Genomic DNA, 13,396 nt, shown 5'->3' on the forward strand with positions numbered 1-13,396 from the left:
ATAAAAGCTTTTGAATGCTGAACTATAGATGTTGATTCGATCTATAATGGTTTCGCTAAAATGTCCTGTCTGTGGCGGAGAAGTTCAGGTAGACGATAATGCCCTACCTGGGGAAATTGTTGAGCACGACTGCGGTGCCCAGCTAGAGGTGTACAGTGATCACGGAAGACTATCTTTGAGGTTAGCGGAACAAATTGGAGAGGACTGGGGAGAGTGATACTAGGAGTATCCTATGATCTCCTTAGGTGGGAAGAGAGGAATCTAATTGATGAGGCGAAGAAATCTGGTAATAAGGTAATACCACTTTTTACCAAGGATATAACATTTTTATCGAGCGAGGATGCCAGTTATCAGGAGATAGAGGCGATCATTCAGAGAAATACCAGTCATAGTAGGGCTTCAGCAACCTCTATGCTGTTTGAGACCTATGGATTTAAGGTGTTTAACGATTCCCTAACCCTGAATAGATGCGAGAACAAACTCCTCACCACGTTTCTGTTGAGGAGCAGGGGAGTTCCGGTCCCGAGGACTGCCATAGCTTTCTCCAGAGAAAGGGCACTGGAGATAGCGGGGAAGCTGGGTTACCCTGTGGTCATAAAGCCCATAGAGGGAAGTTGGGGGAGAATGGTAGCAAGAGCTCAGGACGAGGATACGCTTCGCAGTCTCATAGAGTATCAGGAATTCACGACACTTCAGTACAAGACAATTTTTTACGTACAGGAGTATGTAAATAAGCCAGATCGTGATATAAGGATTTTCGTAATTGGGGATGAGGCACCTGTGGGCATATACAGGGAGAACTCCAAGAACTGGAAGACCAACACTGCATTGGGCGCAGTGGCCAAGCCACTGAAGATAGATGAGGAATTGAGGGAACTAGCACTTAAGGTCAAGGAAGTAATTGGTGGGTTCTTTCTTGGAATAGATGTCTTTGAAGATAAGGAAAGAGGATATCTGGTGGGTGAGGTGAACGGAGTCCCGGAATATAAGAACACGGTGAGGGTGAATCAATTCAATGTTAGTGGTTTCCTTTTAAACAAGCTCACGGAGGTTATAAAGAAATGAAATTAATCACGTTTTACGGGAGTAGGGGTCTAAGGATTGTCAAGGGTGAGAACCAGTACGTTTGGGATGATAAGGGAAAAAGATATCTAGATCTTCATGCCGGACACGGCGTAGCTTTCTTGGGTCACAGGAATCCCAAGGTGGTGGAATACCTAAAGAGGCAACTGGATACCATTGTAACTCTCACAACCGCCTTCGATGTCGACATAAGGGATGAGATGTTGAGGGAGATGGATGATTTGAAACCTGAAGGGATGGATAACATATTCCTGCTCAATAGCGGGACCGAGGCAGTGGAACTTTCCATGAAGATTGCAAGAAAGATAACTGGCAGAAAGAAATTCGTAGCATTCAAGAACTCCTTTCATGGAAGGACCATGGGTTCCCTTTCGATTACATGGAATAAGAAGTACAGGGAACCCTTTGAGCCTCTTATATCTCCCATTGAATTTCTAGAGTTCAATCAGATAGAAGAACTAAAGAAACTTGATGACAGTGTGGCTGCCGTGATCCTAGAGCCTGTACAAGGAGAGGGAGGTGTGGTACCAGCTAAACCGGAATTCGTGAAGGCACTGAGGGAGGAAACCGAGAGGAGGGGGATACTTCTTGTCTCAGATGAGGTACAGGCAGGTTTCGGGAGAACAGGGAGGGTGTGGGCATACCAGCATTACGGAATCAGGCCCGACATTCTGACCGCAGGAAAGGCCATAGGTGGCGGATTTCCAGTTAGCGCAGTCTTTGTTCCAGATTCAATAGCGGAGAAACTGGGCGAGGGAGATCACGGAACCACTTATGGGGGTAATCCCATGGCAGCGGCCGCTGTGACAGCAGCATCTAAGGTGCTCAAGGAAGATAGGGTACCTGAACAGGCTAAGGTTAAGGGAGAGACTTTCATGAAAATGCTTAGGGAAGCACTTGTAGACTTCAGGTCGGTCAGAGAGGTGAGGGGACTGGGATTAATGATAGGAGTGGATCTGAGGCTCAATCCAGGTACTGCAATCAAGGTGTTGCAAGATAACGGCGTGCTTTCACTTAAGGCTGGAGTCTCAACCATAAGGTTCCTATCGCCATACATGATAAACAATCAGGACATGGAGTTGGCTGTGGATGCAACCAGAAAAGGAGTTGCTGAAACAGAAGGCAAGAAGACTTCTTGAGCAGCTGTTGAGCGTTTACACGCCTTCGGGTCAGGAGGGACAGGCAAGCGAGGTTTTTGAAAGTATAGCGGAGGAGTTTAACCTAACTTTACACGTCACCTCCACAAATTCCTTTTTCCTTGGGGATGGGGAAGTATTGCTAGCATCTCACATGGATACAGTTTCAGGTTACATACCACCCAAAATATCCGACGTGGAGATAAGGGGTAGAGGCGCTGTTGACGCCAAAGGTCCCTTGGCCTCTATGATATTAGCGTCTTGGATAATGAATGAGAGGGGGTGCAAGGTTCAGGTAGGTGCGCTCTCGGACGAGGAAAATAGGAGCGCTGGGGCAAGGGAACTAATTTCCTCAGGGAAGAGGTTTTCACATATCATTGTGGGCGAACCCACCAATACCACACATATTGCAGTGGAGTACAGAGGGCTGTTAAGGGTTAACGTTAACTGTGATGGGAAGCCAGAGCACTCATCCTCAGCTACCGAGAACGTAATTCTCAAGTATCTTCCCGCAATCCTGGAAACTTCGCAACTTCCATCCCAGTACTCGTCACCGAGTATAGTCCCAACAATAATTAAGAGCGGTAATTCTCCCAACGTTACCCCAGGCGACTTTTACGTTCATTTTGACGTGAGATATCCGTATGGGATTACTGACAAGGATATATTATCCAAAATATCTGAGAAGTTTGAGGGATGTAACCTGAGCGTGAGCGAACATATCCCTCCCGTAAAAGTTGGCCCCTCAACGCCTGCGGTCAAGGCTCTAATGAGGGGTCTGCTTCAGCAGGGTTTGAAACCCTCGTTGGTTAGAAAGGGAGGGACTAGCGATATGAACTTACTTTACTCTATTACTCCAAGCATCGCAACATACGGACCTGGAGATTCAAGGCTGGAGCATACCGAGTTTGAAAGAATTACTCTCGATGAAATATATATAGCTACACTCACTTATGTGAACGCACTAGAAGAGTTATGCTTAAAACACTAATGAAACCCCTCTATCCTATTTACGAGCAGATACTGTGGAGGGAGATTAGGAAGGGGCCTATACCCAATCACGTTGGTATTATTCCAGATGGTAATAGAAGGTGGGCAAGGAACAACAACTCCTCCATCAATGAGGCCTACCTCATGGGATACAAGAAACTTAGAAGTGTATTGATCTGGCTCCTGGATCTGGGAGTGAAAAACGTTACCGTATTTGCTCTTTCCACCGAAAACTGTACCAAAAGGACCAGAACTGAACTGGACCTCATCATGGGTTATATAAAGAGGGGAGTTGAGGAGATGGTCACAGAGAACTTCGTGGACAAGTACAGGATCAAGGTTAGGGCAATAGGTAAGCTAGAAATGGTAAGCGATGAACTGCGGGATACTGTAAAAAAGGTGATGGAGAGGTCAGCTAACTACTCAGAGAGAAAGCTCACCTTGGCCATCTGTTATGGTGGAAGACAGGAAATACTTGATGCGGTCTCTCGCATGATGAGAGATACCAACAAGAGGGATCTGGCCAACATAACAGAAGAGGAGTTTAGAAAGTATTTCTATGACGAAGAACTCAGTGACATCGACCTGGTCATCAGAACTTCAGGTGAAATGAGAATAAGCAACTTCCTCCTGTGGCATCTTGCCTATTCTGAACTATTTTTCTGTGAGGCATATTGGCCGGATTTCAGGAGGATCGACCTTTGGAGAGCCATAAGGGCTTACCAGAGACGAGTAAGAAGGTTTGGAGCTTAACCTTTTTAATCCTCATATCAATGTTTTTCTGAACGCTAATGGGTGTATATCAAGGTAGGGACTTAAGGAAAATAACGGGTGGAAAGAAGAACAGGTCTAGGGGAAAAAGGAAGTTTGAGATAGGCAGCCAGCCCACAGAGACTAAGGTATATTCTGAGGATGTAAGGGAGAAGACAAGGGTACTTGGGGGAAACGTTAAGGTCAGACTTACCTATGCTGCCTACGCCAACGTGATAAATCTGAGCGATGGTTCCGCTAAGAAGGCAAAGATTCTCGAGGTGATTGAAAGCCCCGCAAATAGGGAGTATGCCAGAAGAGGCATAATAGTAAAGGGGTCCATAATAAGGACTGAGATTGGAAAAGCCCTGGTCACCTCCAGGCCCGGGCAGCAAGGAGTTATAAATGCCATACTGATGCAACAATGAGCTTAAGGGATTTTGAAAAAGAGAGAGTGGTTATCTGGCTGGCCTATTTTGTAGCTCCCAGTAGGAGGAAGGGCAGAAGATTTCCCAGGTTGAAGGTAACACTGAAGGAGCTTCTGGACTCATGTAAGGCATTGAACCTAGATCCGGTTGTCATGGAAAAGGAGCATCCAGGCAGTAAGGTCAAGGGATTGGTCGCCGTGAAGAAAGTAGGTTCAAAGGAGAAAATTGAAAAAATGGTTTACGAAAGGCTTAAGCAAATAACTCAATCCTCCAGTCATAAGGCCCCTTGAATTATCTTCTTGTGGGCGGAGGTATTCTTTGTACAAAGAACCCGTCTTATTCAGAAAAGGGTATAGGTCACTATTTAACCTATGACACTTTTAGAAAACAGGATGATTTCGATCGTCACTGGAGGAGCTGGGTACATAGGAGGACACCTTGTTGATGCCTTGTTGGAACGGGGAAACGAAGTTCTCGTTTTAGACGATCTTTCGAATGGTAACTATCTAAATACCAAGGCAAGGTTCCAGAGAGTGGATCTCCGCTTTGATTCTCCCAGGCTTGAGGGTTGCGAGACCATGTATCATCTGGCGGCCAATCCTGACGTGAGGACATCTATGGAAAATATTGAGGAGCACTTTGAGAGAGACGTGAAGGCCACCCTTAATGCTCTGGAGATAGCCAGAAAGTCTGATTGTAAATTTTTCATGTTCTTCTCCTCGTCCACGGTATATGGAGAGGCCAGAACGCCCACTCCTGAAAATGAGGAGACAAGTCCAATCTCCAACTACGGTCTCTTCAAGTTAATGGGAGAAGAGATGGTGAAATTCTACTCAAGGAATTACGGGATAACGGCTCTGTCTCTAAGGCTGGCCAATATAACTGGCGGGAGGGTATCCCACGGTGTGGTTATAGATTTCATAAAGAAGTTACTCAAAAATCCCACCACCCTCGAAATTTTAGGGAACGGTAAACAGCGTAAAAGTTACCTGCATATCAGCGATTTGATCCAGGCAGTACTACTTCTCAGGACAAAGCATAAGCAAGGATATGACTACTTCAATGTGGGTAACGAGGACTGGATAACCGTTGATGAGATAGCCAACATTGTGGAACAGGAGATGGGGCTTAAGCCAGCTCACGTTTATCGCGATGCTGAGGACGGAAGGGGTTGGAAGGGAGACGTAAGATTAATGTTGCTGGATATTTCCAAAATTAAGTCCTTGGGCTGGAAGCCTACCCTACCTTCCAGAGAAGTGATCAGGGTGGCCACAAGGGAGGCGTTAAGGTTGTTGGGCTATGCAAGGGTTTAGGCTACTTGGGGCCCTAATGGCCATCTTTTCCATCTTCGTTATCGGTTTTTCGTTTATGGCATTGTTTTTAGGATACAGGTTCCAGATACTTCAGAAAATACCTCCAGTAGTCATACATTTTATAGAATTTTTGGTCATTTTGATAGTATTTGGGTATATAGCGTACACGGGGATCATAATGATGACGTTGCCGGAGAATGAGGAGTAGCTGGCGAGACTGTTTTAATTGGACAACTGGTGAAATGGGTTGTAAACCTCGTGATAGGTTAATCATGTGTCGCGCTGTAACTTGGGTCCCTAAACGGATTTCTGAGACTAGTATAGATGGGCAAGGTATGACTCGTTTACTTTAAATATTCACTCGAACTATTTTGCTTAGCTTTACCCTGGGCTCGTAGCTTAGCCAGGTAGAGCGACGGGCTCTTAACCACAACGGGAGGTACCCGTAGGTCCCGGGTTCGAATCCCGGCGAGCCCGCCACATTTATGCTGAACTTTTATGCGCTGGATGATTGAGGTTTTGGATGATAAAGGTTTCTTTTGCTAACTGTAATTGGTGAGTCTAGGCGAATCACCGAAACAGATCTACTATTTTCCATTAATCCTTTAGGGGAACATGACGTCATATCATGATCTTAATTGTGGTACGAATCTCGTACCGACTTTAAAAGCTGGTACACGTAGCGTTTGACCTCATGTTTCTTCACTGGATGGTAAACCCTGTGAGTAGATAGAGAACATGGAGGGAGGCGGGTGAGGTTAGCTTGCTTCATTATCACTCTCTGAAAGTTTCTATTCATATTTTTATACCTGAACTCATCTAAATTCAAGCACTATATCGTTGAACTGATGGCAATGACCCGAGAATCTCCTGAGCTCCATAACCCCTACTTACAGCACCTGTTCAAGGGAATCCGCAGGGAGATAATACCCTAGACTCAGAAGATAACAATATATATTCTTAACAGAGAGATGTATATGGCTCAGGTTGTTGGATCAATTTCAGGGCTGGGACCCGCCCTGGGCCCTGTGATAGGGCTGGAGATAAGCCTCAACGTGAAGCAGGAGGAGTGCCTCCAGCAGGGGTTGAGGAGCTACTTCTCCCTTTACCAGGGAGGAGACCCCAGGAGGTACGAGGTTTACCCTGCTATTGCTACCTCCCAGAGGTTGAGGGTGGAGGCTGACAGCGACCCGGACAGGGTGTACAGGCAGGGCATACTCTTCAGGACGGAGGACACGGGGGAGTGGTACTACGTGGGCGGGGTATCTCCCTACTGGACCAACGGGACGATCATCACGTACCAGGGAGGGAGCAAGGCCACCTCCTACGGGAAGATCAGGGTGGGAATCCTGGACAGGTTCGCCCAGGCGGGGATTGGGGTTTTCCCCATGGAGAAGTTGAAGGTTCCCCCAACGTGGTACAACCCGGCCCAGTTCAGGGACTGTGGCGGTATCCTGGGACCCGTGTGGAACGCGCTTTCGAGTTACCAGGCAATCTTCATGGGAATGATGAGTAACGCATTGCGACTAAGGATGGCTTCGATGAGTATCGAGTTAGTATATAGGGATAGCAAAGGAAATTATTCGATGTCTAAGAACACTGAAAATATAATGAGGATGGTCTCAGATGCTTACCCCTTCATTTACGAGGGAATAGGGGCTTCTCCTGGAAGACCTCTGCAGATCGGTGGTCTCCCAGTGGCCAACACCCGCTTCCCCTTCTTCACGTTGAACGGGATGAGCCAGGAGGTCAAGGCCATATGTGAGCAGATCCTGCCAAGAGAGATATGCCAGCACAATATCTCTGACTTTATAAGGATAGGAGGGGCGGACGTGGGCTCCCCAATCCTCACCTCGCTTGCGTGCGGTAACTCGTGCTCAGGTTTCGGGATTGCGGGTCTCGTCTCAGGGTACGAGAGGATCTCCCTTCAGGGACTCGAGGTTGTCGCCATCAGCGCCGTGACACCACCTCCCTTCACCTCCTCGGGCGTCATGACCTGGGCAAGAGACCTGGGCCTCGAGCAGGAACTCCTGGCTCTCCTGGACGCCAGGAACCGCTTCAGGAGGGCCCTCTCCGAGCTGGGCTTCGCCCCCTTCATCTCCCTCGCCGCTGCAACCCTTGTTGACTGGATGGACCAGTCCTACGAGCAGGCCCTGGCCTCGGCCAGGGAGATAGCCCAGGAGCTCCAGACCACCTACAGCAGGCTTGTCCAGGAGCTCTCCGGAAATCCTCCCCCAATCACGGACAGGTTGCTCTACAGGGAGTGGTACGAGCGCAAGCTCAGGGTGGAGAACTGCGCCTCCGAGGCCATCCAGGATCACCCCGACTACTCCTATGACGATCTCGCCGAGATGGTTAACGACTGCGCCTCCACATACGAGCAGTATTGACATCGCTAATGTATCTAAGGGCCTGAGCGTTGAGCACATAGGCTGGAGACCCCCGACGTCCTATGGCCAGCCTGAACACATCTCCTACAGCTTTCAGATTGCGTGGGCTATTATCCAGAACAGTTTTCAATGGGTTTTGATATGAATGGGATAATATATCCATAAACCCTCTATGACCCAGCCATGTTCACCCAATTAAGTCTGTATCGAATAAAACGATGAGACTAGAATGCAATTCATTAAGAAATTTTAATCAATCTCGCATTAATTTCTTATTACTTCTATTCATGGACAATAATCTCTGAATTTCTCATGGCTAATCTCTTAATTGATGACGATTCGCGACTACTTAACCATCCTTCTAACCCTATCCCAGCTTACTGCATTATCCAGTCCCAGGAGGAGTGTTATCCATGGTCAAGAGATTCATCCCATATACCAGACTGGAGGCGTAAAGCATTCTATCGAAATAATCGGTGATGGTTTCAATATATTTATCAGCTGCCTCCTCAATCTCCGGCGTGGTCACATCTACATGGTGTAAATCTTGGCTGTTCAATATATATTTCAGTCCATCGATATAGTCTTCTAACTGGTATTTGATTCCCCTTCTTTTGAGCCTTAAAAATACCCACTTGGCCTCAACCAGAGACAGCGGACTATAACTTACCTCGAATTGCCTGATCAACTTGGGGAAAAGCTCATTGAAATCCTCGATTTTGATGTCAACGTTAAACAAAGGTAAGAGGAATGAGGTATCAAGTAGTATTCTGCCCTTCAATTTCACGCTGAATTTCCTCGCTTATTTCCTCGAATTCCTGCGGGGACAGCTTCACTGTCTTTTTCTTGGCGAGAAGATCCTCCAGGGAAGGAATGACATTTATTATTATTTTATCGCCCTCGATCCGAACTTCCACCTCAGAATCAGCTTTAATCCTTGTTTTCTGCCTAAGAGCCTTTGGAAGATACAGCTCCCCTTTCTTTCCGACTCTGACCTTATATTTCTCCATAGGATAATCTAGACTATAATCCAAATAAGGATATCTGAGAGTGCTGTTCATGAGAGTTCAGTATTTACTGCGTTAATGGGCTCATACCGTTAAGATGACCTTGGCCATCGGGATAAGGTGTGACACATCATGAACTGAGTTCCAAAAATTTATATCGTGGAGTTTTTCATTTATGACGGGGCCCGTAGCTCAGCTAGGTAGAGCGGCGGGCTTTTAACCCGTAGGTCCCGGGTCCGAATCCCGGCGGGCCCGCCACACCCTTATCTTTTGCATGATAATACCTTCTTCAAGTCCAATGGGGATATATTTATTGATGGGGGAATGAGTATGGCTCAGGTTGTTGGATCAATTTCAGGGCTGGGACCCGCCCTGGGACCCGTGATAGGGCTGGAGATAAGCCTCAACGTGAAGCAGGAGGAGTGCCTCCAGCAGGGGTTGAGGGCTTACTTCTCCCTTTACGGGCGGAAGAGCAGTAGAGGTATGAGGTTTACTCCACCACAGCTTCCTCTCTCAGGATGGGGATAACGACCCTGACAGGGTGTACATTAGTAGTTTTGATTGATTTTTACCTTCTGGTATGGGCATCATTCAGAGAGCACCGGATAAAAACTTACACAAAGTACTAACCTATCTTCCTACGGAGAACGGTTCGAGGATTCACTTAAGTCGAAGATACAATCTGGCCAGAGTCATAATCCGGGGACCCCTATAGCTTAAACTTTTACCGTCTTCTAGGTAATAGTATCTCATGGATAGAAGACTACTAATTTACTCCTCGATTTTCTCGGTAGCTTCTTTTGGTGTGGCAGCAGTCATGAGCCTCTCCCTCTCCCTCTATGTCCTCAGCGTCTTTCTTGACCCCATTCTTACCCTTACAATTCCTCTCATAATCATCTCAGTGGGAATACAGCTTATTAATCAGAAGAACGGCCCACTTCTCGTTGGTCTTATAAGTGCCATCCTATATGGCGTATTTTTTCTCCTTTTCCTAAGTGCGACGTTCTTGGTTGTGGGGCTGGTCGTTGAGGTCGTATCCAGGAAAGTGGGTTACAGAGGGTTTAGGGCAGTAATGATTAACACTACTTTAGCGGGAGGATTAGCCGGAGTTTTGAGCGTAATCTTTGGGTTCATTTTCCTTGGAATACCAAATATCCACGACTTACCACTTTTGACCCTGGTCTTTAGTCTACTTTACTTTGGAGAAAGCGCTGTCATGGGAATCATATCCAACAATATAGGGAGATTCCTGATCAAGTCAGGTGTGATAAAGTGAAATGGAAGGTATGGTATGGCCTATTTTACGCCTCCTGCATCGTCGTGGCTTCCTACATAGTTCCCATCTGGAGCCTCCTGATCTCCCTGGGATTAACGTACAGGCAATTCAGATTTCTTGTGCTGGAGGCTGTCGCTCTCCTCGTGTCTTACCTGATAACGTCCCGCTTTGACCCTGCGATTTTTACGTATGTTATGAGAGCGTTCACCTTCATAAACCTCTTCCTTTCTCTCTCCGAGTTTCTGGATAGGGTCTCCCTGTTAGGCCTGCTGGGTGAAAAGGGCGTACCGTTCGTGGTGACGTTAAGTTACATTCCCCTATTTTACGAGTTAGCATCGGATGTGTTCTTCTATAGAAGGGCAAGGAAATTGCGCTTTAACGTGGAGGAACTATCGAGGCCAATAGTGGTGGAGATGGTAAAGATAGCCGAGGATCTTAACAGGGCCTACGAGATAAAGCTGTACGGGAAGTTCTCGAGAAGAGTAGAGTTCAAGCCATCCAGATGGGACTTCTTACCTATAACTGCAGGGGTAGTGTCAATTTGCTTGTCATTGCTCATCCCTATCTTCCCGGTAAAGTAGAGCTCGACAGGGACGAGATAGTAGGGCTCGTGGGAAGAAATGGGAGTGGAAAGACTACTCTGATCAACTCAATTCTATGTCAGAAGCACAACATTTTCCTGGATAACGCGGACTTCTGTGAGAGCAGGGATTACTCAGTAGTTTCTGCGATATTCCAGGAGCCGAGCTCTCAGATACTGGCCAGTACCCTTGAGGAGGAACTCAGGGTTATGTCTCACTTTCATAGGGTAGATTTCGAGATAGGGAGAAGACTGATGGGCCCCTACTTCTCCAAGGATTTTTTTAAGTTGTCTGACGGTTACAAGAAGCGGTTCGTTATCTCCTCTGTGCTTTCCTACTCTCCCGAGTACCTGTTAATTGACGAACCGCTCTCGAACTTGGATGAAGAGGGGATCAAACTGGTGCTGAGCTTAATTCCCAAGGGTAGTCTCATCTCAGAACATAGAACCAGGTACCTTTCTAGCCTGGTAGAGCGGATCTATCTCCTGTCTAACGAGGTCAGGGAGATAGATAAGGATAAGTTAGAGGATGAGGAATTCTTAAGAAAGAATGGACTCAGGGGATTCAAGCTGGACCCGGAAAGGGGTTCACCGGGCTCTGAGCTTCTGGACGTGCAGGTGGGGCCTAGAATAAGGGTAAGGGAGGGAGAAGTTGTATGTTTGGTGGGCAGAAACGGTGCAGGGAAAACCACTATCCTCAAGAGACTTTCCAGGAAGATATATTCTGTCTTTCAGAATCTTGACCTGCAATTCTTCCGCGAAACAGTTGAGGAAGAGGTTGGGAGCGAACAGGCCCTATCTCTGTTTGATATTAAGGAGCTGAGAGATCGTAGCCCCTTCACGCTCAGTTTGGGGCAGAAGATGAGGGTATTATTAGCCTCAGCCTACGCCTCGGGTTATAGGGTTATAGGCCTGGACGAGCCCACTACGGCCATGGATGGAGATGGACTCCTGAGCTTTGTGAGGATGATTCGGCTGTTGAGGGAGGAGAAGAGAGGATTGATCCTGGCAACCCATGATAGGGACATTCTTCCCGTTTGCGATCAAATAATCTCTTTAAGCTAAATCCTCAAGGCGTAATTGAGGGGCAATGCTTCAGGATATCATCTATGCATTGAACCTGATTGGTATAGTGTCCTTTTCCATCTCCGGATCTTTGAAGGCTTTCGATAAGGGACTTGATCTGCTGGGTGTGCTGGTTTTGGGATTTTCCACAGCTCTGGCGGGAGGCATCATAAGGGACGTTCTCTTGGGCGTATATCCCCCAACCAACCTCAGGGTCATGGAATATCCGTTACTGGCAATCATAAGCTCAATACTGACCGTGTTCTTCTATAGATACATTGAAAATCTATCTAAGGCACTTCTCATTGCAGACGCTATAGGGCTCGGCACATTCACCGCCACAGGTGCGGAGATAGCTGTGGGGCATGGGCTTAACATAATAGGCGTTGCCATACTTGCCTCTGTTACCGCAGTTGGAGGAGGCGTGATAAGGGACCTGCTCTCCAATGAGGTCCCTATTATCCTGAAAAGGGACTTTTATGCGACTCCCACAATACTGGGCGGTTTACTTTTCTATCCGTCCTACTACTATCTTGGTGGAAGCTACGCGCTGGTTTCCACATTCATATTCGTCACGGTACTGAGGATAATAGCTCTCCTCAGGAAGTGGGAATTACCAAAAATTAGATTGAACCATTGACTCCTTCCAAGGATCTCCACTTCTCAGCGCTGTGTTATAGGGGTCATCTGGCTGGAAGATATCACGTAAATGTTCGGGGTCAAATTATTTTTAGTGTGCTAGATAGTAGATCGCGGATACACATGGGAATAGATCCTAACTTCAGGACCTCTAGGCCAGTAACTGGGGACCATGCTGGCCATAAGGTATATGCGCCCGCAGATCCTCCACCTGTTCCTAAGGAAAAGGCGCTGGGTATTCACGGGACCATAGTGGGTGTGGATTTCGATCTCTGCCTAGCAGACGGTTCATGTATAAATGCATGCCCGGTGAACGTGTTTCAGTGGTACGACACTCCTGGCCACCCAGCCAGCGAGAAGAAGGCAGACCCCGTAAACGAACAGGCATGTATATTCTGTATGGCATGCGTTAACGTGTGTCCCGTGGCTGCAATAGATGTAAAGCCACCATAACTTTTTCTCTTGAATAATCGCGCCTGGTTTTACTCAAGAATTGTAGGACAAGAGCAGTTTCATGAAACGTTCTGAATAGCCTTATATAGTATTCCTTTCACATCAAATCATTGGGTAACAGATCTAAGCTGTATAGTACTGGCTGGAATGGGAGAAACAGGAGGTTCAGGATCAGCAAGAGGCTTGCCTTGAAGCTTGCTAAGCAACAGAGAGAGTATTCCCAAAGAGTGAATAGGAGTTGGGTCAGAAGACTCTTTCAGCCAATTCTAATTAAAGACTAGCTTCC

18 protein-coding genes and 2 tRNA genes are annotated in these 13,396 nt (G+C 47.0%); 18 read left to right on the forward strand and 2 right to left on the reverse strand.

The genetic code is table 11. The features are described from left to right. Nucleotides 1–46: 46 nt before the first annotated feature. From lysW/argW to QVC96_RS03675, 10 genes are all read left to right on the forward strand, one after another. Nucleotides 47–217, forward strand: coding sequence for an alpha-aminoadipate/glutamate carrier protein LysW (gene lysW/argW / locus QVC96_RS03630; RefSeq protein ID WP_048060222.1), 171 nt, complete (start codon nt 47–49; stop codon nt 215–217). Further along, entirely contained in the window at nt 214–1,065 is an 852-nt protein-coding gene (gene lysX / locus QVC96_RS03635) for a lysine biosynthesis protein LysX (RefSeq protein ID WP_238027240.1), read from the forward strand. The genes lysW/argW and lysX overlap by 4 nt, the downstream gene beginning before the upstream one ends. Continuing rightward, on the forward strand, nt 1,062–2,222 hold the full coding sequence (lysJ, locus tag QVC96_RS03640) for a [LysW]-aminoadipate semialdehyde/glutamate semialdehyde transaminase (protein WP_238027241.1): 1,161 nt from the start codon (nt 1,062–1,064) through the stop codon (nt 2,220–2,222). Before lysX ends, lysJ begins: the two co-directional genes overlap by 4 nt. Beyond that, nucleotides 2,173–3,210 carry an N-acetyl-lysine deacetylase gene (locus QVC96_RS03645; RefSeq protein WP_287689926.1) on the forward strand — a complete coding sequence of 346 codons (1,038 nt, stop codon included), beginning with the start codon at nt 2,173–2,175 and terminating at the stop codon, nt 3,208–3,210. The genes lysJ and QVC96_RS03645 overlap by 50 nt, the downstream gene beginning before the upstream one ends. Beyond that, nucleotides 3,195–3,962 carry a polyprenyl diphosphate synthase gene (uppS, locus tag QVC96_RS03650; RefSeq protein WP_287689927.1) on the forward strand — a complete coding sequence of 256 codons (768 nt, stop codon included), beginning with the start codon at nt 3,195–3,197 and terminating at the stop codon, nt 3,960–3,962. The genes QVC96_RS03645 and uppS overlap by 16 nt, the downstream gene beginning before the upstream one ends. A gap of 38 nt (nt 3,963–4,000) precedes the next feature. Continuing rightward, nucleotides 4,001–4,387 carry a 30S ribosomal protein S8e gene (locus tag QVC96_RS03655; RefSeq protein ID WP_238027244.1) on the forward strand — a complete coding sequence of 129 codons (387 nt, stop codon included), beginning with the start codon at nt 4,001–4,003 and terminating at the stop codon, nt 4,385–4,387. After that, entirely contained in the window at nt 4,384–4,677 is a 294-nt protein-coding gene (locus QVC96_RS03660; RefSeq protein ID WP_287689928.1) for a signal recognition particle subunit SRP19/SEC65 family protein, read from the forward strand. The genes QVC96_RS03655 and QVC96_RS03660 overlap by 4 nt, the downstream gene beginning before the upstream one ends. A 105-nt stretch (nt 4,678–4,782) precedes the next feature. After that, nucleotides 4,783–5,700 (forward strand): NAD-dependent epimerase/dehydratase family protein, encoded by a 918-nt coding sequence (locus QVC96_RS03665; RefSeq protein ID WP_238027250.1) that lies wholly within the window; start codon nt 4,783–4,785, stop codon nt 5,698–5,700. 388 nt (nt 5,701–6,088) lie between these two features. Next, nucleotides 6,089–6,180: transfer RNA gene (locus QVC96_RS03670), tRNA-Lys, on the forward strand. Nucleotides 6,181–6,677: 497 nt separating this feature from the next. Then, the gene (locus QVC96_RS03675) at nt 6,678–8,090 is read left to right on the forward strand and encodes a hypothetical protein (RefSeq protein WP_287689929.1); all 1,413 of its coding nucleotides are present in this window, start codon (nt 6,678–6,680) and stop codon (nt 8,088–8,090) included. Between the two features lie 385 nt (nt 8,091–8,475). Here QVC96_RS03675 and QVC96_RS03680 read toward each other — a convergent pair whose 3' ends face one another. Both QVC96_RS03680 and QVC96_RS03685 read right to left on the reverse strand, forming a co-directional pair. Further along, a complete protein-coding gene (locus QVC96_RS03680) occupies nt 8,476–8,871 on the reverse strand; it encodes a PIN domain-containing protein (RefSeq protein ID WP_287689930.1) in 396 nt (131 codons plus the stop codon). Then, complete coding sequence (locus QVC96_RS03685) at nt 8,849–9,100, reverse strand: AbrB/MazE/SpoVT family DNA-binding domain-containing protein (protein WP_238026663.1); 252 nt, start codon at nt 9,098–9,100, stop codon at nt 8,849–8,851. Before QVC96_RS03685 ends, QVC96_RS03680 begins: the two co-directional genes overlap by 23 nt. Before the next feature lie 178 nt (nt 9,101–9,278). On the opposite strand from QVC96_RS03685, the gene QVC96_RS03690 reads away from it, so the two are divergent. The 8 genes from QVC96_RS03690 (at nt 9,279) to QVC96_RS03725 (ending at nt 13,391) form a co-directional block, all read left to right on the forward strand. Continuing rightward, nucleotides 9,279–9,355 (forward strand) — tRNA-Lys (locus QVC96_RS03690). Nucleotides 9,356–9,427: 72 nt separating this feature from the next. Next, nucleotides 9,428–9,625, forward strand: coding sequence for a hypothetical protein (locus QVC96_RS03695; RefSeq protein WP_287689931.1), 198 nt, complete (start codon nt 9,428–9,430; stop codon nt 9,623–9,625). A 223-nt stretch (nt 9,626–9,848) separates the two neighbouring features. Continuing rightward, nucleotides 9,849–10,373: a hypothetical protein gene (locus QVC96_RS03700; protein WP_287689932.1), complete on the forward strand. Its 525-nt coding sequence runs from the start codon at nt 9,849–9,851 to the stop codon at nt 10,371–10,373. Then, nucleotides 10,370–10,954, forward strand: coding sequence for a hypothetical protein (locus QVC96_RS03705; RefSeq protein WP_287689933.1), 585 nt, complete (start codon nt 10,370–10,372; stop codon nt 10,952–10,954). Before QVC96_RS03700 ends, QVC96_RS03705 begins: the two co-directional genes overlap by 4 nt. Further along, nucleotides 10,915–12,018 carry an ABC transporter ATP-binding protein gene (locus QVC96_RS03710; RefSeq protein WP_287689934.1) on the forward strand — a complete coding sequence of 368 codons (1,104 nt, stop codon included), beginning with the start codon at nt 10,915–10,917 and terminating at the stop codon, nt 12,016–12,018. The genes QVC96_RS03705 and QVC96_RS03710 overlap by 40 nt, the downstream gene beginning before the upstream one ends. 25 nt (nt 12,019–12,043) lie before the next feature. Beyond that, nucleotides 12,044–12,658, forward strand: coding sequence for a trimeric intracellular cation channel family protein (locus tag QVC96_RS03715; protein ID WP_287689935.1), 615 nt, complete (start codon nt 12,044–12,046; stop codon nt 12,656–12,658). A 122-nt stretch (nt 12,659–12,780) separates the two neighbouring features. Beyond that, nucleotides 12,781–13,110 (forward strand): 4Fe-4S dicluster domain-containing protein, encoded by a 330-nt coding sequence (locus QVC96_RS03720; RefSeq protein ID WP_011921326.1) that lies wholly within the window; start codon nt 12,781–12,783, stop codon nt 13,108–13,110. A 110-nt stretch (nt 13,111–13,220) separates the two neighbouring features. After that, nucleotides 13,221–13,391, forward strand: a complete 171-nt coding sequence (locus QVC96_RS03725) for a hypothetical protein (protein WP_238026673.1) — start codon at nt 13,221–13,223, stop codon at nt 13,389–13,391. The last annotated feature ends 5 nt before the right edge of the window (nt 13,392–13,396 follow it).

Source organism: Metallosphaera javensis (ex Sakai et al. 2022) (assembly GCA_021654415.1).
Classification (GTDB): domain Archaea; phylum Thermoproteota; class Thermoprotei_A; order Sulfolobales; family Sulfolobaceae; genus Metallosphaera; species Metallosphaera javensis.